Source organism: Pseudomonas sp. FW300-N2A2 (genome assembly GCF_017351735.1).
In the GTDB taxonomy this organism is placed as follows: domain Bacteria; phylum Pseudomonadota; class Gammaproteobacteria; order Pseudomonadales; family Pseudomonadaceae; genus Aquipseudomonas; species Aquipseudomonas migulae.
This window is the reverse complement of sequence record NZ_JACNDU010000003.1, coordinates 195,147-213,498: the sequence shown is the minus strand read 5'-3', so window position 1 is coordinate 213,498 and position 18,352 is coordinate 195,147. Positions and strand designations below refer to the sequence as shown.

16 protein-coding genes and 1 riboswitch are annotated in these 18,352 nt (G+C 60.3%); of the genes, 8 read left to right on the top strand and 8 right to left on the bottom strand.

The features are described from left to right. Positions 1-202: 202 nt before the first annotated feature. The gene (locus J4E42_RS06570; protein ID WP_008033324.1) at positions 203-820 is read left to right on the top strand and encodes a hemolysin III family protein; all 618 of its coding nucleotides are present in this window, start codon (positions 203-205) and stop codon (positions 818-820) included. 94 nt (positions 821-914) lie between these two features. On the opposite strand, the gene J4E42_RS06565 is transcribed toward J4E42_RS06570, so the two are convergent. Continuing rightward, positions 915-1,634, bottom strand: coding sequence for a 16S rRNA (uracil(1498)-N(3))-methyltransferase (locus J4E42_RS06565; protein ID WP_008045041.1), 720 nt, complete (start codon positions 1,632-1,634; stop codon positions 915-917). A gap of 140 nt (positions 1,635-1,774) precedes the next feature. Then, positions 1,775-3,181 (bottom strand): adenosylmethionine--8-amino-7-oxononanoate transaminase, encoded by a 1,407-nt coding sequence (locus J4E42_RS06560; protein ID WP_207284869.1) that lies wholly within the window; start codon positions 3,179-3,181, stop codon positions 1,775-1,777. A 223-nt stretch (positions 3,182-3,404) separates the two neighbouring features. Between J4E42_RS06560 and J4E42_RS06555 the strand changes: the two genes are divergently transcribed. The 3 genes from J4E42_RS06555 to J4E42_RS06545 all read left to right on the top strand — a co-directional run bounded on the left by J4E42_RS06555 (position 3,405) and on the right by J4E42_RS06545 (position 6,604). Further along, complete coding sequence (locus tag J4E42_RS06555) at positions 3,405-5,171, top strand: flavin monoamine oxidase family protein (RefSeq protein WP_207284868.1); 1,767 nt, start codon at positions 3,405-3,407, stop codon at positions 5,169-5,171. 252 nt (positions 5,172-5,423) lie between these two features. Next, positions 5,424-5,975 (top strand): cytochrome b, encoded by a 552-nt coding sequence (locus J4E42_RS06550; RefSeq protein WP_008033319.1) that lies wholly within the window; start codon positions 5,424-5,426, stop codon positions 5,973-5,975. 32 nt (positions 5,976-6,007) lie between these two features. Then, the gene (locus J4E42_RS06545) at positions 6,008-6,604 is read left to right on the top strand and encodes a YceI family protein (RefSeq protein WP_207284867.1); all 597 of its coding nucleotides are present in this window, start codon (positions 6,008-6,010) and stop codon (positions 6,602-6,604) included. A gap of 251 nt (positions 6,605-6,855) precedes the next feature. On the opposite strand, the gene J4E42_RS06540 is transcribed toward J4E42_RS06545, so the two are convergent. The 4 genes from J4E42_RS06540 to ahcY form a co-directional block, all read right to left on the bottom strand. Continuing rightward, positions 6,856-8,730, bottom strand: coding sequence for a DEAD/DEAH box helicase (locus J4E42_RS06540; RefSeq protein ID WP_008045030.1), 1,875 nt, complete (start codon positions 8,728-8,730; stop codon positions 6,856-6,858). Between the two features lie 222 nt (positions 8,731-8,952). After that, complete coding sequence (locus J4E42_RS06535) at positions 8,953-9,768, bottom strand: ABC transporter substrate-binding protein (RefSeq protein WP_008045028.1); 816 nt, start codon at positions 9,766-9,768, stop codon at positions 8,953-8,955. A gap of 196 nt (positions 9,769-9,964) precedes the next feature. After that, complete coding sequence (metF, locus tag J4E42_RS06530; RefSeq protein WP_207284866.1) at positions 9,965-10,810, bottom strand: methylenetetrahydrofolate reductase [NAD(P)H]; 846 nt, start codon at positions 10,808-10,810, stop codon at positions 9,965-9,967. Positions 10,811-10,992: 182 nt separating this feature from the next. Beyond that, on the bottom strand, positions 10,993-12,402 hold the full coding sequence (gene ahcY / locus J4E42_RS06525) for an adenosylhomocysteinase (RefSeq protein ID WP_008045025.1): 1,410 nt from the start codon (positions 12,400-12,402) through the stop codon (positions 10,993-10,995). Positions 12,403-12,425: 23 nt separating this feature from the next. Next, a riboswitch (S-adenosyl-L-homocysteine riboswitch) is annotated at positions 12,426-12,524 on the bottom strand. Between the two features lie 198 nt (positions 12,525-12,722). Here ahcY and J4E42_RS06520 point away from each other — a divergent pair. Beyond that, a complete protein-coding gene (locus J4E42_RS06520) occupies positions 12,723-13,115 on the top strand; it encodes an acyl-CoA thioesterase (RefSeq protein ID WP_008033312.1) in 393 nt (130 codons plus the stop codon). A gap of 187 nt (positions 13,116-13,302) precedes the next feature. Further along, a complete protein-coding gene (locus J4E42_RS06515; protein WP_207284865.1) occupies positions 13,303-14,184 on the top strand; it encodes a formate/nitrite transporter family protein in 882 nt (293 codons plus the stop codon). Here J4E42_RS06515 and J4E42_RS06510 read toward each other — a convergent pair whose 3' ends face one another. Both J4E42_RS06510 and J4E42_RS06505 read right to left on the bottom strand, forming a co-directional pair. Beyond that, positions 14,185-15,450, bottom strand: coding sequence for a sodium:proton antiporter (locus J4E42_RS06510; RefSeq protein ID WP_207284864.1), 1,266 nt, complete (start codon positions 15,448-15,450; stop codon positions 14,185-14,187). Positions 15,451-15,583: 133 nt separating this feature from the next. Then, complete coding sequence (locus J4E42_RS06505) at positions 15,584-16,753, bottom strand: MFS transporter (protein ID WP_207284863.1); 1,170 nt, start codon at positions 16,751-16,753, stop codon at positions 15,584-15,586. 285 nt (positions 16,754-17,038) lie between these two features. On the opposite strand from J4E42_RS06505, the gene J4E42_RS06500 reads away from it, so the two are divergent. Both J4E42_RS06500 and J4E42_RS06495 read left to right on the top strand, forming a co-directional pair. Continuing rightward, positions 17,039-17,872 carry an EamA family transporter gene (locus J4E42_RS06500; RefSeq protein WP_008033307.1) on the top strand — a complete coding sequence of 278 codons (834 nt, stop codon included), beginning with the start codon at positions 17,039-17,041 and terminating at the stop codon, positions 17,870-17,872. 41 nt (positions 17,873-17,913) lie between these two features. Continuing rightward, positions 17,914-18,297, top strand: a complete 384-nt coding sequence (locus J4E42_RS06495) for an MAPEG family protein (protein WP_008045013.1) — start codon at positions 17,914-17,916, stop codon at positions 18,295-18,297. Positions 18,298-18,352: the final 55 nt, after the last annotated feature.

Sequence of the window (18,352 nt, the reverse complement as noted above, 5' to 3'; positions counted from 1 at the left end):
TGCCTAATTCCTCAAGAAGACGCAGACCTTTGTAGGAGCCAGCTTGCTGGCGATGGCGGCCTTGAAATTATCGTAACGCTTGAGGGCCAATCGCCGGCAAGCCGGCTCCTACAGGGTGCGAGGGTGTACTGAAGAGTTGCGCTTTTACGCTTGAGGCCTGAGCCTTGCGCAACGCTGCATTGGATTGTGAGGTGAGCAACACATGTACCACGGGGAAAGATTGAACGCCTGGACGCATCTGGTCGGGGCGGTGGCGGCGACGGTCGGGGTGGTGTGGATGCTGGTGATCGCCGGCATGGACGGCAGCCCTTGGAAGATCGTCAGCGTGGCGATTTACGGGTTTACCTTGATGGTGCTCTACAGCGCGTCCACCGTTTACCACAGCGTGCGCGGGCGCAAGAAAGCGATCATGCAGAAGGTCGATCACTTTTCGATCTACCTGTTGATCGCCGGCAGCTACACACCGTTTTGCCTGGTGACCCTGCGCGGGCCGTGGGGCTGGACGCTGTTCGGGATTGTCTGGGGGCTGGCGTTGATCGGCATCCTTCAGGAGATCAAGCCGCGTTCGGAAGCGCGGATCCTGTCGATCGTGATTTACGCGGTGATGGGCTGGATCGTGCTGGTGGCGGTCAAGCCGCTATTGGCGGCGCTGGGCACGGCCGGGTTTGCCTGGCTGGCGTCGGGCGGGATTTTGTACACCGTAGGGATTATCTTTTTTGCCCTGGATCATCGGTTGCGGCATGCGCACGGGATCTGGCATTTGTTCGTGATCGCGGGGAGTTTGCTGCACTTTGTGGCGATTATGTTTTACGTCCTGTAAACCGCGTCGCGGCCATCGCCGGCAAGCCGGCTCCTACAAGGATATGTGTTGCGAATACGAACCCTGTAGGAGCCGGCTTGCCGGCGATGGCGTCCTAGAAGTCACCCCACAACTGCTGGGCCACCGCCAATGCCACCACCGGCGCGGTCTCGGTGCGCAACACCCGAGGCCCCAAGCGCGCAGCGTGGAACCCCGCAGCCTTGGCCTGATCAACCTCAGCATCGGACAACCCACCTTCCGGCCCGATCAGAAACGCCAGCGTCGCCGGTTTGGCATGACTCACCAACGGCTCAGCCACCGGATGCAGCACCAGCTTCAACTCTGCCTCGGTCTGCTTCAACCAGTCCGCCAACAACACCGGCGGGTGAATCACCGGCACCCGTGAACGCCCGCATTGCTCGCACGCGCTGATCGCCACCTGGCGCCAGTGCATCAGGCGTTTGTCGGCGCGCTCGTCCTTCAAGCGGACTTCACAGCGGTCGCTGAAGATCGGGGTGATTTCGGTCACGCCCAGTTCGGTGGCTTTCTGAATCGCCCAGTCCATCCGCTCGCCACGGGACAGGCCCTGGCCGAGATGGATCTGCAGCGGCGATTCGATTTGCCCGGCGAAGCTTTCGTCGATCTGTACCACGACGCGCTTCTTGCCGACCTCGACCAGCTTCGCGCGAAACTCATGACCCGAACCGTCGAACAGTTGCAACGCATCACCCTCGGCCATGCGCAGCACGCGGCTGATGTAATGGGCCTGGGCCTCGGGCAATTCGTGCTCGCCAGTGCTCAGGGGGGCGTCGATAAAGAAGCGGGACAGTCTCATGCGGGTTCTCTGAAAAAGGTGTTGGTCGTCTTTGTGGGAGCGAGCCTGCTCGCGATAGCATCACCGAGGATGATCAGAAAGACCTCGGCGTCTGCATCGCGAGCAGGCTCGCTCCCACATTGATCGCTGTGTGTGATCAATCAACCCGGATCGCGGAAACCGGGGTGGAAATCCTGCGGCACCGACACGCTCACACTGTTGCGTGTCGCAATGTCGATCCCTTCACTGGCCACTTGCGCCAGAAAGTCGATCTGCTCCGGGGTGATCACGTACGGCGGCAGGAAATACACCACGCTGCCGAGCGGTCGAAGTAAAGCACCGCGCTCCAGCGCGTGCTGGAACACCTTCAAGCCACGACGTTCCTGCCACGGATAAGCTTCCTTGGTCGCCTTGTCCTTGACCATCTCAATGGCCAGCACCATACCGGTCTGACGCACTTCCGAGACGTTCGGATGATCGGCCAGGTGCGCGGTGGAGGAGGCCATGCGCTGGGCCAGCGCCTTGTTGTTCTCGATCACGTTGTCTTCTTCGAAGATATCCAGCGTCGCCAACGCCGCCGCGCACGCCAGCGGATTGCCGGTGTAGCTGTGCGAATGCAGGAACGCACGCAAGGTCGGGTAGTCGTCGTAAAACGCGCTGTAGACATCTTCCGTCGTCACGCACGCCGCCAGCGGCAGGTAACCGCCGGTCAGGGCCTTGGACAGGCAGAGGAAATCCGGGCGGATGCCGGCCTGTTCGCAGGCGAACATCGTTCCGGTGCGGCCGAAGCCGACGGCGATTTCGTCGTGGATCAGGTGCACGCCATAACGGTCGCAGGCTTCGCGCAGCAGTTTCAGGTAAACCGGGTGATACATGCGCATGCCGCCGGCGCCCTGGATCAGCGGCTCGACGATCACCGCCGCGACGGTGTCGTGATTTTCGGCCAGGGTCTGTTCCATCGCGGCAAACATGTTCCGCGAGTGTTCTTCCCAGCCCATGCCTTCAGGGCGCAGGTAACAATCGGGGCTCGGCACCTTGATGGTGTCCAGCAGCAACGCCTTGTAGGTTTCGGTGAACAGCGGCACATCGCCCACCGACATCGCCGCCATGGTTTCGCCGTGGTAACTGTTGGTCAGGGTGACAAAGCGCTTCTTGTTCGGCTGGCCGCGGTTGAGCCAGTAGTGAAAGCTCATTTTCAGCGCGACTTCGATGCAGGACGAACCGTTATCGGCGTAGAAGCATCGGGTCAGGCCTTCCGGCGTCATCTTCACCAGACGCTCGGACAACTCGATCACCGGCTGATGGCTGAAACCGGCGAGGATCACGTGTTCCAGCTGATCGACCTGATCCTTGATGCGCTGGTTGATGCGCGGGTTGGCGTGGCCGAACACGTTGACCCACCAGGAGCTGACGGCGTCGAGGTAGCGTTTGCCTTCGAAGTCTTCCAGCCACACGCCTTCACCGCGCTTGATCGGGATCAGCGGCAGCTGTTCGTGGTCTTTCATCTGGGTGCAGGGATGCCACAACACGGCGAGATCGCGTTGCATCCACTGATTATTCAGGCCCATTTCCAGTCTCCTCGAGGCGGTCCGCGACAGGCGCGGACATACAATCGCGCAAGCCTATGCAATGCGTGGCATCGGGACAACCCATTGTGTCGAATGAGCTACTTTGTATAGGGCGATAGACGTCGCTGGCGGGCCTTTGATGGCTGACGTATTCTTCGCGGTTCTTTGAGTCGTCTGACTCGCAAAACCGCTTTTTTCTACGTGTATTTCCGGAGTTCGCTGAATGTCTGCTGGTTGGCTGCGCGCCTGTGCGCTGGTGATGTTGGGGCTGTTCAGCGTGTCTGCGCTGGCCAAGGATAAAACGGCGATCGTGATCGGCGGCGGGCTCTCGGGCCTGACGGCGGCCTACGAACTGCAGAACAAAGGCTGGCAGGTGACCCTGCTGGAAGCCAAGCCGACCCTGGGCGGTCGTTCCGGCATGGCCACCAGCGAATGGATCGGCAACGACAAGACTCAGCCGGTTTTGAACAAGTACGTATCGACCTTCAAGCTGAGCACCACGCCGGCCCCTGAATTCGTGCGCACACCGAGCTACCTGATCGACGGCGTGTATTACACCGCCGCTGACCTGGCCACCAAAGAGCCGGCCACCGCTGATGCGCTCAAGCGTTACGAGAAGACCCTGGACGACCTGGCGCGCTCGATCGAAGACCCGCTGAACCCTGCCGCGACCAGCGCGCTGCATGCCCTGGATCAGATCAACGTCTCCAACTGGCTCGACCGTTTGACGTTGCCAGCCACGGCTCGCCAATTGATCAATCAGCAAATCCGTACCCGTTATGACGAACCTTCGCGCCTGTCGTTGCTGTACTACGCACAACAGAGCCGGGTTTACCGTGGCGTGTCCGACCGAGACCTGCGCGCTTCGCGCCTGCTGGGCGGCAGCCCGGTGCTGGCACAAGCCTTCGTCAAACAGCTGAAAACCATCAAGACCAGTTCCCCGGTCTCGTCCATCACCCAGGACAAGGACGGCGTGACCGTCAAGGTCGGCAGCGTCGGCTATCAGGCTGACTACGTCGTGGTCGCGGTGCCGTTGCGCGCCCTCAACAAAATCGTGATGACCCCGGCACTGGATGCCCAGCACATGGGCGCGATCAAAGGCACCAACTACGGTTGGCGCGACCAGATCATGCTGAAGTTCAAGACGCCGGTCTGGGAAAGCAAGGCGCGCATGTCCGGCGAGATCTACAGCAACACCGGCCTGGGCATGTTGTGGGTCGAGCCGGCGCTGAAGGGTGGCGCCAACGTGGTGATCAACCTGTCCGGCGACAACGCACGAGTGATGCAGGCCTTCGGCGACAAGCAGATGGCCGATCAGGTGCTGATTCGCTTGCACACGTTTTATCCACAGGCGCGCGGTTCGTTCACCGGTTATGAAATCCGTCGCTACAGCACCGACCCTTCGATGGGCGGCGCTTACCTGGCCTTCGGTCCGGGCCAGATCAGCAAGTTCTGGCGCCTGTGGGAACGTCCGCTGCAACGCGTAGCGTTCGCTGGCGAACACACCGACACCTTGTACCCGGGCACTCTGGAAGGTGCGTTGCGCACTGGTCAGCGTGCAGCCGGTCAGGTTGAAGACCTGGCGGCCGGCAAGTCGTTTGAACCGGCGAAGGTTGTTCCGGCAGCGACTGCTGCAGCAGCCGGCGCAGTGGCGGCGAAGAAAGGCAACTTCTTCAGCAACCTGTTCGGTGGTTCTTCGGACGACGACAAGAAGCCGGAACCCGTGAAAGCGCCAGAGCCCGTCACACCGCCAGCCCCGGCACCGGCTCCAGTAGCAGCCCCGGCCCCTGCGCCAGTTGAAGCGCCGAAACCTGCCGCCCCGGTGAAAGCCGAGCCGGCCAAGAAGGCTGCGGCCAAGGCTCCGGCGAAAAAGCCTGCTGCCGAAACCAAAAAAGCTCCGGCGAAACCGGCGGCAAAGAAAGCTGAACCGGCGAAGAAACCAGCAGCCAAACCTGCTGCGACCCCGGTAGCTGATACCAAAGCGCAGTAAGCGTCTGGATTAAAGAAACGCGGCGCAAATGCCGCGTTTTTTTATGCCCGAAGAAAAGAATTGAATAAATCTCATGGCATTGGTGTTCTTGATCTGGACGTCATTTTTTTTCACACATTGGTCGTTAATCTTTCCTTAACTCACCGATTTCAGACTCTTGATCGTATTTCTCGATATTTCAAAGCGAAATTTTCCGCTTTAATTCGATAGATAACTCGATAGTCTTGGTCGCAATTCTCACAGGATTTGGGCATGCAGCTACGTAACTCTTCTTCCCGCTACGGTTGGGTCAGCATCTTCATGCACTGGGGCGTGGCGCTGGCGGTCTTCGGTCTGTTTGCACTGGGCCTGTGGATGGTCGATCTCGACTACTACAGCACCTGGCGCAAAGATGCGCCGGAGCTGCACAAGAGCATTGGCCTGGTGTTGCTGGCCGTGATGGTGCTTCGGGTGCTGTGGCGCTTTATCAGCCCACCACCGCCAACGCTGGAAAGCTATGGCCGGCTGACGCGCATGGGCGCGAAGTTTGGCCATTCGTTCCTGTACCTGGGTCTGTTTGCTGTGATGATTGCCGGTTACCTGATTTCCACCGCAGATGGTGTCGGGATTCCGGTGTTTGGCCTGTTCGAAGTTCCTGCACTGGTTTCCGGACTACCGGACCAGGCAGACACCGCCGGTGAGATTCATCTGTATCTGGCATGGGTGCTGGTAATTTTTTCCGGTCTCCATGCGTTGGCAGCATTGAAGCACCACTTTATCGATCGTGATGCGACCCTTACTCGAATGCTGGGTCGCAAAGCCTGAAGTTCAACCTCGACTCCAAAGGAATAGAAAGCATGTTGAAAAAGACCCTCGCCGCTTTGGCAATCGGTTCCGCTCTGCTGTCCGCCGGTAACGTAATGGCCGCTGATTATGTCGTCGACAAGGAAGGCCAGCACGCCTTCGTTGACTTCAAGATCAGCCACCTGGGCTACAGCTTCATCACCGGTACCTTCAAGGATATCGATGGCAAGTTCAGCTTCGACGCTGCCAAGCCTGAAGAAGCCAAGATCGAGTTCAATGTGAACACCGCCAGCGTCTTCACCAACAACGCCGAACGCGACAAGCACATCGCCAGCGGTGATTTCCTGAACGCGAGCAAATTCGCTAAAGCCACCTTCGTTTCCACCAGCGTCAAATCCACCGGCAAAAACGCCGCTGGCAAAGACACTGCGGACGTGGCGGGTGATCTGACCATCGCTGGCGTGACCAAGCCAGTCGTGGTCAAGGCGACCTTCCTGGGTGAAGGCAAGGATCCATGGGGCGGCTACCGTGCCGGCTTCGAAGGCACCACCAACCTCAAGCGTTCCGATTTCGGCAAGCAGAAAGACCTGGGCCCAGCGTCCGACGCGGTTGAACTGTACGTGACGTTTGAAGGTGTCAAAGCGAAGTAATTTTCGCGCCTGACACAAAAACGCCCCCGATCTCACGATCGGGGGCGTTTTTTATTGCCTGCCAAAAGAATGGGTACTGCACATCCCTTGTGGGAGCGAGCCTGCTCGCGATGAGGCCATCACCTTCGATAGATATGTTGGCTGACAGTCCGCCATCGCGAGCAGGCTCGCTCCCACAGGGGGTTTGCGTCATGCAGAAAAAAATGCCCCGGATCGTGAGATCAGGGGCATTTTTCATGGCTGGGTAAAACTCAGCGGTTGCGAGTCAGCAACGCTGGCTTTTCACCGCGCGGACGGCCTGGCAATTGATCAAGCTGTTCAGGTGTCGGGAAACGATCGGTTTTCGACTCCTTGTGAATGATCTTCGGAGCCGGGCCGCGCGGGTTCTGCACAGCCGGTTCCGAGCGTGACTGCTCGTCACGTGCCGGGCGACGGTTGCGGCCTTCTTCGCGACGGGCCTGACCGTCACGTGGCGCACCGTTGCGTGGACCGCTGCGCTTGGCTGGCGGCGTGCCAGTGGTGGCGCCGTCGCTGCTGCGTGGACCGCTTTGGCGACCCTGAGGCTTGCCGCCGGTGCGTGGAGCACCTGCGCCAGCGGCCGTGCCTTGTGCCGGAGCACCCGGACGGCGGCCACGGCCCTGGGCCGGTTTGGCTTGAGGCACGTAGTCGACGCGGTTACCGAAGTTATCGATATCGTCGTCCAGGAACTCGTCCGGAGCGCGATCAGCGGCAGCGCGTGGCGCCGGGCGTTGTTGCTCGCGGGCAGGCGTGCCTTCGCGTGGCTTCTGCTCACGTGCCGGGCGCTCGCCACGGCCGCTGGCCGCCGGTTTTTCCTTGCCGCCCTTGTCCTTGCCCTTGTCTTTACGACCGCCGCCACCGCCGCTGCCGTTCGGACCGTCGCCGCGCGGGCCACGTGGGTTGCGCGGGTTACGCACGTCCGGACGCTCGCGCACTTCCGGTTTCTCGGCTTCCACGGCGCTGGAATCGAAGCCCATCAGGTCGCCGTCGGCGATTTTCTGCTTGGTCATGCGTTCGATGCTTTTCAGCAGTTTTTCTTCGTCCGGAGCCACCAGCGAGATCGCCTCGCCCGAACGACCGGCACGGCCAGTACGGCCGATACGGTGCACGTAATCTTCGTCGACGTTCGGCAGTTCGAAGTTGACCACGTGTGGCAACTGGTCGATGTCGAGGCCGCGCGCGGCGATGTCAGTAGCGACCAGGATGCGCACTTCGCCGGCCTTGAAGTCGGCCAGGGCTTTGGTGCGCGCGTTCTGGCTCTTGTTACCGTGGATGGCAACGGCGCTGAGGCCATGTTTATCCAGGTATTCGGCCAGGCGGTTGGCGCCGTGCTTGGTGCGAGTGAACACCAGCACCTGTTCCCAGGCGCCCGCGGTAATCAGGTGCGCCAGCAGCGAACGCTTGTGGTTGGCTGGCAGGCGGAAAACCCGTTGCTCGATACGCTCGACCGTGGTGTTCGGCGGCGTCACTTCGATGCGTTCCGGGTTGTGCAGCAGCTTGCCGGCGAGGTCGGTGATGTCCTTGGAGAACGTCGCCGAGAACAGCAGGTTCTGACGCTTGGCCGGGAGGCGGGCCAGGACCTTCTTCACGTCATGGACAAAGCCCATGTCGAGCATACGATCGGCTTCGTCCAGCACGAGGATTTCCACGTGTGACAAATCGACGCTGCCTTGGCCGGCGAGGTCGAGCAGGCGGCCAGGGCAGGCCACCAGCACGTCAACGCCACGGGACATGGCCTGAACCTGTGGGTTCATGCCGACGCCGCCGAAGATGCAGGCGCTGACGAACTTCAGGTCACGGGCATAGACCTTGAAGCTCTCGTGTACTTGAGCCGCGAGTTCGCGGGTAGGGGTCAGGACCAGTACGCGCGGTTGGCGCGGGCCGTGACGCTGGGATTTGTCCGGGTGACCGTTAGGGAACAACCGCTCCAGGATCGGAAGGGCGAAGCCACCGGTTTTGCCAGTACCTGTCTGAGCCGCAACCATCAGGTCGCGACCTTGCAACACGGCGGGAATGGCCCGCTGTTGCACCGGAGTAGGCTCGGTATAGCCCGCTGCCTCGATGGCGCGGACTAAAGCCTCGGAGAGACCGAGGGAAGCAAAGGACATGAGTAATCCTGTTTTAGTTAGGGCTTGGCCCAATGGGAGTCTTGCCTGGCGCGAATGGCGTTTAAGAGGACGCAATCCCGTCCGGTCCTGCTGGGCCTCGAAGGCTCGTCTGGAGCGCTCGCGCGGGCTGAAAAGCTGCGCTGTAGCGGGGTCGAGATGCCTTGAACAAGTCCGAGCGTCCGGGCGTGAGCCTGGCGGGAAGGCCGGAGTATAACAGAGCAATCACTGCGCGCCGCTTTCCTGCTGCTCAACGGTTTTTTCGCGGGCAGCGGTGGCCCCGGCAGTTTTCGTGCTGGTAGCCGGACCGGCGCCATAACGGGCGCTGAGTTCGGCGTACGCGGGTTCACGCTTGAATCGTTTGAGCTCGGCGCCGAAACGCTGCACCAGCAAATCCATGCCCGCGTTGCGGCGCACCGCCAGAAACTGGCTCTGCTGGCTGATGACGGTCGGGTTTTCGCTGATCTGGTCGCGGATATTCAATTCGTCGAGCAAATGCTGGCCCACCCGGCGGTCGGTGATCAGCAGGTCGATCCTGCCGCGCACCAGTTTGCCGAAGTTGGCTTCATGGGTGGGCGCCGGTTCGCGCGTGAACAGCGTCGATTCACGGAAGTCCGGGCTGTACAGATAACCCGGCGAGGTGCCTATCGTCAGGCCTTTCAGGTCGTCGAGGGTGCTAAATGGATGCGGGCGTTCGTTGGCGTAGAACAGCACGAACTGGACTTCCGAGAGCGGTTCGCTGGGGTAGAGCAGGGTCGCCTCGCGCTCGTCGCTGTGAAAAATGTCCAGCGCGCCATCGGCCTGGCCGGTTTCAAGCATCGACAGGCAGCGTTTCCACGGCAGGAACTGCCACTCGACTTCGATCCCCAGGCGCTTGAAGACGATGGCCGTGGTTTCGTAGTCCAGGCCCAGTGATTTGCCATTTTCCTCGTAGACATAAGGCGCCCACGGTTCAGTGACAATGCGTAGCTTCTCGCCCCGAGCGGCGAAGCTCAGGCAAGTGAAAACCAGCACGGCAATTAACTGTGGGATCAAAGGCATGGGCTTGAGATTACGACGAGAAACGGGAAAGAGCCAGAAACCGACTGCAGATGCTCTATCTCCGTGTGTTGCATCACAATAAAAGTACGTAGAAAGCAAAAAATCGCAGCCTTCGACCGCTCCTACAGGGATTAAACATGCCCGAATGTAGGAGTGGCCGAAGGCTGCGATCTTTTGATCTTGCTTTAAACGTTTATCAGCGCGGCAACTTCAGGTTGTTCCACACCGCCAGACTCGCTTCAGCCTGGTTCAGTGTGTAGAAGTGCAGCCCTGGCGCACCACCTTGCAGCAGGCGTTCGCACATTTCGGTGATGACTTGTTCACCAAAGCCTTGAATGCTCTGGGTGTCGTCGCCGTAGGCTTCCAGTTGCTTGCGGATCCAGCGCGGGATTTCCGCACCGCAGGCATCGGAGAAACGCGCCAGCTTGCTGTAGTTGGTGATCGGCATGATGCCCGGCACGATCGGGATGTTCACGCCCATCGCCCGTACACGCTCGACGAAGTAGAAATAGCTGTCGGCGTTGAAGAAGTACTGGGTGATCGCGCTGTCGGCGCCAGCGTTGGCTTTGCGCACGAAATTGGTCAGATCGTCTTCGAAATTGCGCGCTTGCGGATGCATTTCCGGGTAAGCGGCGACTTCGATGTGGAAATGATCACCGGTCTCTTCACGAATGAATTCGACCAGGTCGTTGGCGTGGCGCATTTCGCCGCTGGCCATGCCCATGCCCGAAGGCAGGTCACCGCGCAGGGCAACGATGCGCTTGATGCCGGCAGCCTTGTATTGCGCCAGCAGGCCGCGCAAGTCGTCCTTGCTGTCGCCTACGCAGGACAGATGCGGTGCGGCAGGGACTTTGACTTCGCTTTCGAGCTGCAACACGGTGTTGAGGGTTCGATCACGGGTCGAACCGCCAGCGCCATAGGTGCAGGAGAAGAAATCGGGGTTGTACGTGGCCAGCTGACGAGCAGTGGCGAGCAGCTTTTCATGCCCAGCGTCGGTCTTCGTAGGGAAGAACTCGAAGCTGTAGCGACGGTCTTGGGACATGGTCATATCCTTGGAAACGCGTAAGCCTGTGGGGCCGGTTTGTCCGCAATCGCCAGCAAGCCGGCTCCTACAGGGTTGCGTCCGTACACGTTACTCGCATACGACCGCTCCCCTGTAGGAGCCGGCTTGCTGGCGATGCAGGCGACGCGGTGCATCAGAACACCGCGCAGCCGGCCAGCGAATCAGTAGCGGTAAGCGTGCGGCTTGAACGGACCTTCGACAGTCACGCCGATGTAGTCGGCCTGGGTCTTGGTCAGTTGAGTCACGACGCCGCCGAAACCGCGGACCATTTCCAGGGCCACTTCTTCGTCGAGCTTCTTCGGCAGTACTTCAACAGTCAGGCGCTCGGCTTTCTGGGCTGGCGACAGGTCGGCGTACTTCTGACCGAACAGGAAGATCTGCGCCAGAACCTGGTTGGCGAACGAACCGTCCATGATGCGGCTTGGGTGACCGGTGGCGTTACCCAGGTTAACCAGACGGCCTTCGGCCAGCAGGATCAGGTAGTCGTCGTTCTGGGCATCGAATGCGCCAGGACCGGTACGGTGGATTTTGTGAACCTGTGGCTTCACTTCTTCCCATGCCCAGTTCTTGCGCATGAAAGCGGTGTCGATTTCGTTGTCGAAGTGGCCGATGTTGCAGACAACAGCGCGCTTCTTCAGGGCTTTGAGCATGTTCGCATCGCAAACATTGACGTTACCGGTGGTGGTCACGATCAGGTCGATCTTGCCCAGCAGCGCTTTGTCGATGCTTGCTTCGGTACCGGTGTTGATACCGTCGATGAACGGCGAAACCAGTTCGAAACCGTCCATGCAGGCTTGCATGGCGCAGATCGGGTCGACTTCGGAGACTTTAACGATCATGCCTTCCTGACGCAGGGACTGAGCGGAGCCCTTGCCCACGTCGCCGTAACCGATGACCAGCGCTTGCTTGCCGGACAGCAGGTGGTCGGTGCCGCGCTTGATCGCGTCGTTCAGGCTGTGACGGCAGCCGTACTTGTTGTCGTTCTTGCTCTTGGTCACCGAGTCGTTGACGTTGATGGCCGGGATTTTCAGCTCGCCCTTGGCCAGCATGTCCAGCAGGCGGTGAACGCCAGTGGTGGTTTCTTCGGTCACGCCGTGAACGCGATCCAGAACCTGTGGGTACTTGTCGTGCAGCAGCTGGGTCAGGTCGCCGCCGTCGTCGAGGATCATGTTGGCATCCCAAGGCGCGCCATCTTTCAGGATGGTTTGCTCCAGGCACCACTCGTACTCTTCTTCAGTCTCGCCTTTCCAGGCGAAAACCGGGATGCCAGCAGCGGCGATAGCAGCAGCGGCCTGATCCTGAGTCGAGAAAATGTTGCAGGACGACCAGCGAACTTCGGCACCCAGGGCAACCAGGGTTTCGATCAGCACGGCAGTCTGAATGGTCATGTGGATGCAGCCGAGAATCTTGGCGCCTTTGAGCGGCTGCTCACCGACGTACTTGCGGCGCAGACCCATCAGGGCTGGCATTTCGGATTCAGCGATGATGGTTTCGCGACGGCCCCAGGCAGCCAGGGACATGTCGGCGACTTTGTAATCGTTAAAATCTGCAGGCGTGATAACAGCGCTCATGAAGAGCCTCCATTCGTAATGTATGCGAATGGGCGCCGTTGTGCGTTTAGTGTCTGGCCGTGGCCAGTCAACGCCCCATCCGAGCCTGACAGGTTGAACCTGCTGCAGCGCCCCTCGGACAGGTGGCGGGAAAACGGTATCAATGGAACGTTACCGTTTTGAAACGGGGGCGATTATAGCGGGCTATGCTGATCTTCCAAAGCGTTTCTGTCGGTCAATGTCCGAACGGTAATCGTGACCATAGACGATGCTTAATAGAGCTCTAGTCCGGGCTCTGCCATGATGGCACCCATCATTCGGCAAGACGCTCAGGAGTGAATATGAATTTCCACACCCGCAAATGGGTAAAACCCGAAGACCTCAACCCCAACGGCACGCTGTTCGGCGGCAGTCTGTTGCGCTGGATCGACGAAGAAGCGGCGATCTACGCCATCGTCCAGTTGGGCAATCAGCGCGTGGTGACCAAGTACATTTCCGAAATCAACTTCGTCAGCGCCTCGCGCCAGGGCGACATCATCGAACTGGGCATCACCGCCACCGAGTTCGGCCGCACCTCGATCACCCTGACCTGCGAAGTGCGCAACAAGATCACCCGCAAAAGCATCCTGACGGTGGAGAAGATGGTCTTCGTCAACCTAGGTGAAGACGGCCTGCCCGCCCCACACGGCCGGACCGAGATCAAGTACGTCAAAGACCAGTTCAAGGACGAGTAATGCGAGTTCCGTAGGAGCCGGCTTGCCGGCGATGGCGCCATAAGCGTCACCGCAAAAACCGAGTCGCCCCCATCGTCGGAACGCCGCCCGCAGCAAGCCGGCTCCTACAGAAACCAGCCAGTGCACTGAACAAGCGCCGAACCCCGCGTGTCGTACCTACATGACACGCCACCGGTTCCGGAGCTCTATGGACGCGCAAAAAGACGGCAAGACCCCGAACCTCTCGGCTGAAGAACGGCATGACGTCGAAAAAAGCCAGCCGCCACGTGCGGCTGTATTGCACGAAATCATCCGCACCCAGGGCGATCAGGAACTGGAACGCAGCGTCGCCGCACTATGGTGGTCAGCGCTCGCCGCCGGCCTGACCATGGGCCTGTCGCTGATGGCCATGGGGTTGCTCAACTCGCGCCTGCCGGACGACGAACACTTCAAGGTGATTGCCAGTTTCGGTTACTGCGCCGGGTTCCTTGCGGTCATCCTCGCCCGCCAGCAATTGTTCACCGAGAACACCCTGACGGCGGTGCTGCCGGTCATGACCAAACCCACCCTGAACAATTTCGGCCGATTGTTGCGGCTGTGGTCGGTGGTGCTGGTGGGCAACCTTTGTGGCACCTTGCTGGTCGCGTATGTGATGTTGCACCTGCCGATTTTCGACACCAGGACCGACCTGGCCTTCCTCGATATCGGGCGCAAGGTCATGGAGAACGATGCGAGCAAGATGTTCGCCAAAGGCATTGTGTCGGGCTGGATGATCGCGACCATGGTCTGGATGATCCCGTCCATGGAGAGCGCCAAGATGTGGATCATTATCCTCATCACCTACCTCATGGCGCTGGGGGATTTCACCCACATCGTCGTCGGTTCGGCCGAGGTGTCGTATCTGGTGTTTGCCGGCGAGTTGCCGTGGAAGGATTTCTGGCTGGTGTTCGCAGGTCCCACGCTGGCGGGGAACATCATCGGTGGCAGCTTTATCTTTGCGCTGTTGAGCCATGCGCAGATTCGCAGCGAAAGCGGGCCGCCGAAGCAGTCTGCGGATCGGGAGCCCGACCCGCAGAAGGTCAAAAAGTAATCAGTGATGCCCGGCCTGTGCCGCTGGCGCAGGCTCATCCCGGGTCACGTGCTTGACCAGTTTGCCGATGCTCAAGCCCTGCAACAGGATCGACGACAACACCACGATGTAGGTGATGCTCAGCAGCAAATCACGCTCCGGGCCCAATGGCAGCGCCAGGGCGAGCGCTACCGAAACACCACCGCGCAAACCACCCCAGGTCAGAATCCGGATCGTTCCGCGCGGCACTGTGCGCCAGCGTCGCAGCAGGAGGATGGCTGGTGCCACGGTCAACAGGCGCGAGAGCAGAATGGCCAGGGCCAGCAAACTTGCCGCCAGCACGTGCAGCCAGTTGAACGGCAGCAGCAACAGCTCCATGCCGATCAGGGCAAACAGCAGGGCGTTGAGCATGTCGTCGAGCAGCTCCCAGAAACCGTCCAGGTACTTTCGGGTCATGTCGTTCATCGCCAGGTTGCGCCCCAGATTGCCGATGATCAGGCCGGCGACCACCATCGCGATCGGTGCGGAAACATGCAGCTCCGACGCCATGGCCGAGCCGCCGATCACCAGTGCCAGGGTCAGCATGACTTCGATCTGATGCTGCTCGATGCTCTTGATCATCAGGTACACCAGGTAGCCGATCAGCCCACCAAACAGCACGCCGCCAATTGCTTCGTGCGCGAACAGCAGGGCCGTGGCGCCTACGGTCGGGGTTTCACCGAGTTGCGCGATACCCAGCAGCACGGTGAACACCACTACCGCGGTGCCATCGTTGAACAGCGATTCACCAACAATCGTGGTTTTCAGCGGTTTGGACGCGTTGGCGGTCCGCAACACGCCGAGCACCGCGATGGGGTCGGTCGGGGAAATCAGCGCGCCGAACAGCAGGCAGTACAGAAAGCTCACATGCCAGCCGAACAGGGCAAAGATGTAATACGCGAGGCTGCCGATCACGGCGGTGGCGATCAATACACCAAATGTTGCGAGCAGGCCGATGGGCCAGCGATAGCTGCGCAGGTCATTGAGATTGACGTGCAGCGCGCCGGCGAACAGCAGAAAGGACAGCATCCAGTTCATCAGCAGATCACCGAAATCGATCTGGCCGATCAGCTGTTGCACACGCTCTTCGAGGCCGGGGTAACCGAGGAAACTCAGGCCCTGCAACAGCAGGGAAAACATCAGCGCGGTGACCATGACGCCGATGGTCGGGGGCAGGCCGATGAAGCGGAAATTCACGTAGGTGAGGAGGGAGGTGAGGCAGATAAACGCAGCGACAAGTTCAAGCATCCGGGGTCCTTGGATGAGGGGAGAGATTAGTTTTCAGGTAGGTGCACCGAGTCGGCTTCTTCGCGGGCAAGCCTCGCTCCTACGGGATCTGCGCGATCCTGTAGGAGCGAGGCTTGCCCGCGAAGGCAATTATTCAGGCGGACACATTGACCGCAGCCGCACCGCGACGTTGCAGGTAAATGAAGAAAAGCGCTGTCAGCACCGTCAGGCCACTGACCAGCGCGCCGGTCCACGGCAAGTCCGCCAGATCCGCGCCGCTGGCGACCACCAGCCCGCCAATCCACGCGCCCGCCGCATTACCGAGATTGAAAGCGCTCTGGTTCAACGTTGAGCCGAGGTTCGGTGCTTCATGCGCCTGATCAATGATCAGCAGTTGCAGAATCGGGCACAGGGCGAAGGCAAAGATCCCCCACAACACCAGCGTGATCGCCGCCGGAATCACCGAGTGACTGGTCTGCGTGAACGCGGCCAGCACGACCACCACCGCCAACGCCATGCCCACCAGCGAAGGCAGCAAGCGACTGTCGGCCAGGCGGCCGCCGAGCATGCTGCCCGCCGTCAAACCGACGCCGAACAACAGCAACATAATGGTCACGCCGTGCGGGCTGACCCCGGTGATGTCCTGCAGGATCGGCGCGATGTAGGTGAACACGCTGAACAGGCTGGTCGACGCCAGTACGCTCATGCCCAGGGCCAGCAGCACATTGACCTTGCCCAGCACCTTGAACTCGCTGGCGAGGTTGGCCTTGTCCATGGCGATTTCCTTCGGCAGCCAGACCCACTGCGCAATCGCGGCGATCACCCCGATCACCGACACCGCCCAGAACGTCGAACGCCAACCGGCGTATTGGCCGAGCGCGGTGCCCAATGGCACGCCGAGCACATTGGCCAGGGTCAGGCCGGTGAACATCATGGCAATCGCCTGCGCCCGTTTGTTCGGCGCGACCAGACCGGCCGCGACCACCGAACCGATGCCGAAGAACGCCCCGTGGCACAACGCGGTAACCACTCGCGCGGCCATCAGCGTGGCGTAGTTTGGCGCCAACGCGCACAGCACGTTGCCGAGGATGAACATCAGTGTCATGCCCAGCAGGGTGGCTTTGCGCGGCATATTGGCGGTGCCGACCGCGAGGATCGGCGCGCCGAACACCACGCCCAGGGCGTAACCGGTGATCAACAGGCCGGCGTGGGGAATGCTCACGGCGAGGTCGCGAGCGACGTCGGGCAGCAAGCCCATGATGACGAATTCAGTGGTGCCGATGCCGAACGCGGCAACAGCGAGGGCAAGCAATGCGAGTGGCATGCGCAAGGTCTCTGTCGGTAGTCTTGACGCTGTGATCAGGCATACGCAGGCCGACGACCGTTCTCGAAGAGAGCGGGCCATGGCAGAAATTATTGGAATTAGTCTGTGCGCAACTGAGTGCGGCGTGGTCGCTTGCAGTATAAACAGCTGCTGACATATGGCGAATCAATTATCTCCCCCCGTCCCTGTAGGAGCACGGCTTGCCGGCGAAAGCGGTCTGAAGTACGCCTTCGCCGGCAAGCCGTGCTCCTACAGGGTGAGGATGATGAACAAAAGGAGTGTGCCGTGCTTGCGACGGCGTTGGTGTTGGTGGCGGCGCTGTTGCACGCGGCGTGGAACACCCTGATTAAATTCAGTGCGGAACGGTTGTTGGTCGTGGCCTGCATGGACAGCGTGGCGATGCTTTTTGTCGCGCTGATGCTGCCGTTCGTGGCGCTGCCACCGATTGAAATCTGGCCATGGATTCTCGCATCGGCCGCATTCGAATTGCTTTATCGCTATCTGCTGATTCAGGCCTATCGGGTGGGTGATCTCGGTTTGGTGTACCCGCTGATGCGTGGCTTGTCGCCGTTAGTGGTGCTGGCCTTGACGCTGATCTTTGCCGGGGAGGTGCTGACGAATCAGCAGATCTTCGGAATTCTGCTCATCCCGTTGGGCATGCTGTGCCTGCTGTGGCAGGGCGGTGGCGGTACGCGTTTGCCGTGGTCGATGCTGCCGGTGGTGGCGCTGATTGGCCTGTGCATTGGCTGCTACACCTTTATCGATGGCCAGGCGTTGCGGCGCTGGTCGCATCCGCTGGACTACCTGGTCTGGGTGACGTTGCTCAGCGCCTGGCCGTTTCCGCTGCTGGCGTTGGTGCGCAAGCGGCCGGCGTTCATGCTGTTCTGGCGTGAACAATGGCGCTTGGGATTGGCGGTCGGGTTCTGCGTGTTGTTCAGCTACGCTCTGGTGCTGTGGGCGATGCAGCTGGGGTCGATTGCAGAAGCGGCGGCATTGCGCGAGATCAGCGTGATTCTGGTGGTGCTGTTTGGCATGCGCTATCTGAAAGAACCTTTCGGTCGGCCGCGGCTCTTGGCCTGTGGGCTGGTGCTGATCGGCATGTTGGTGATGAAGTTTTGACCGGAATCCGGATTTTATAACTCGAAGAAAGGGACTGCGATATGACGGTTGCTCTGTGGTGCATTTTGATTGCGTTCTTCCTGCCCTATCTCTGCGTGGGGATTGCCAAGATCAGTGGCCGTTTTGGACTGAAAGACAACCATGACCCCCGGGATTTTCTCGAGTCACTGAATGGTTTGGGCCGGCGCGCCTATGCAGCGCAATTGAACAGTTTCGAAGTGACCCCGGCGTTCGCGGCGGCGGTGATCGTGGCCCACCTGGCCGGCAACGCCGAGCTGGTGACGATCAATGTGCTGTCGGTGTTGTTCATCACCAGCCGTCTGCTGTACATCATTTGCTACCTGGCGGACTGGGCGATTCTGCGGTCGCTGGTGTGGTTTGTGGGGATGGGGTTGATCGTGAGTTTCTTTGTGATTTCGGTCTGACATATCTGCGGTGTTTTTACTGACCCCTTCGCGGGCAAGTCGGATCGCCGCCCGC

Bases quoted from the DNA above. Each gene is read 5' to 3' on its own strand.
- J4E42_RS06555 (WP_207284868.1), top strand. From the start codon at position 3,405: ATGTCTGCTGGTTGGCTGCGCGCCTGTGCGCTGGTGATGTTGGGGCTG.
- J4E42_RS06540 (WP_008045030.1), bottom strand. From the start codon at position 8,730: ATGTCCTTTGCTTCCCTCGGTCTCTCCGAGGCTTTAGTCCGCGCCATC.
- J4E42_RS06510 (WP_207284864.1), bottom strand. From the start codon at position 15,450: ATGCTTGAACTTGTCGCTGCGTTTATCTGCCTCACCTCCCTCCTCACC.
- J4E42_RS06565 (WP_008045041.1), bottom strand. From the start codon at position 1,634: ATGAGACTGTCCCGCTTCTTTATCGACGCCCCCCTGAGCACTGGCGAG.
- J4E42_RS06515 (WP_207284865.1), top strand. From the start codon at position 13,303: ATGGACGCGCAAAAAGACGGCAAGACCCCGAACCTCTCGGCTGAAGAA.
- J4E42_RS06560 (WP_207284869.1), bottom strand. From the start codon at position 3,181: ATGGGCCTGAATAATCAGTGGATGCAACGCGATCTCGCCGTGTTGTGG.
- J4E42_RS06520 (WP_008033312.1), top strand. From the start codon at position 12,723: ATGAATTTCCACACCCGCAAATGGGTAAAACCCGAAGACCTCAACCCC.
- J4E42_RS06570 (WP_008033324.1), top strand. From the start codon at position 203: ATGTACCACGGGGAAAGATTGAACGCCTGGACGCATCTGGTCGGGGCG.
- J4E42_RS06495 (WP_008045013.1), top strand. From the start codon at position 17,914: ATGACGGTTGCTCTGTGGTGCATTTTGATTGCGTTCTTCCTGCCCTAT.
- ahcY (WP_008045025.1), bottom strand. From the start codon at position 12,402: ATGAGCGCTGTTATCACGCCTGCAGATTTTAACGATTACAAAGTCGCC.
- metF (WP_207284866.1), bottom strand. From the start codon at position 10,810: ATGTCCCAAGACCGTCGCTACAGCTTCGAGTTCTTCCCTACGAAGACC.
- J4E42_RS06505 (WP_207284863.1), bottom strand. From the start codon at position 16,753: ATGCCACTCGCATTGCTTGCCCTCGCTGTTGCCGCGTTCGGCATCGGC.
- J4E42_RS06545 (WP_207284867.1), top strand. From the start codon at position 6,008: ATGTTGAAAAAGACCCTCGCCGCTTTGGCAATCGGTTCCGCTCTGCTG.
- J4E42_RS06535 (WP_008045028.1), bottom strand. From the start codon at position 9,768: ATGCCTTTGATCCCACAGTTAATTGCCGTGCTGGTTTTCACTTGCCTG.
- J4E42_RS06550 (WP_008033319.1), top strand. From the start codon at position 5,424: ATGCAGCTACGTAACTCTTCTTCCCGCTACGGTTGGGTCAGCATCTTC.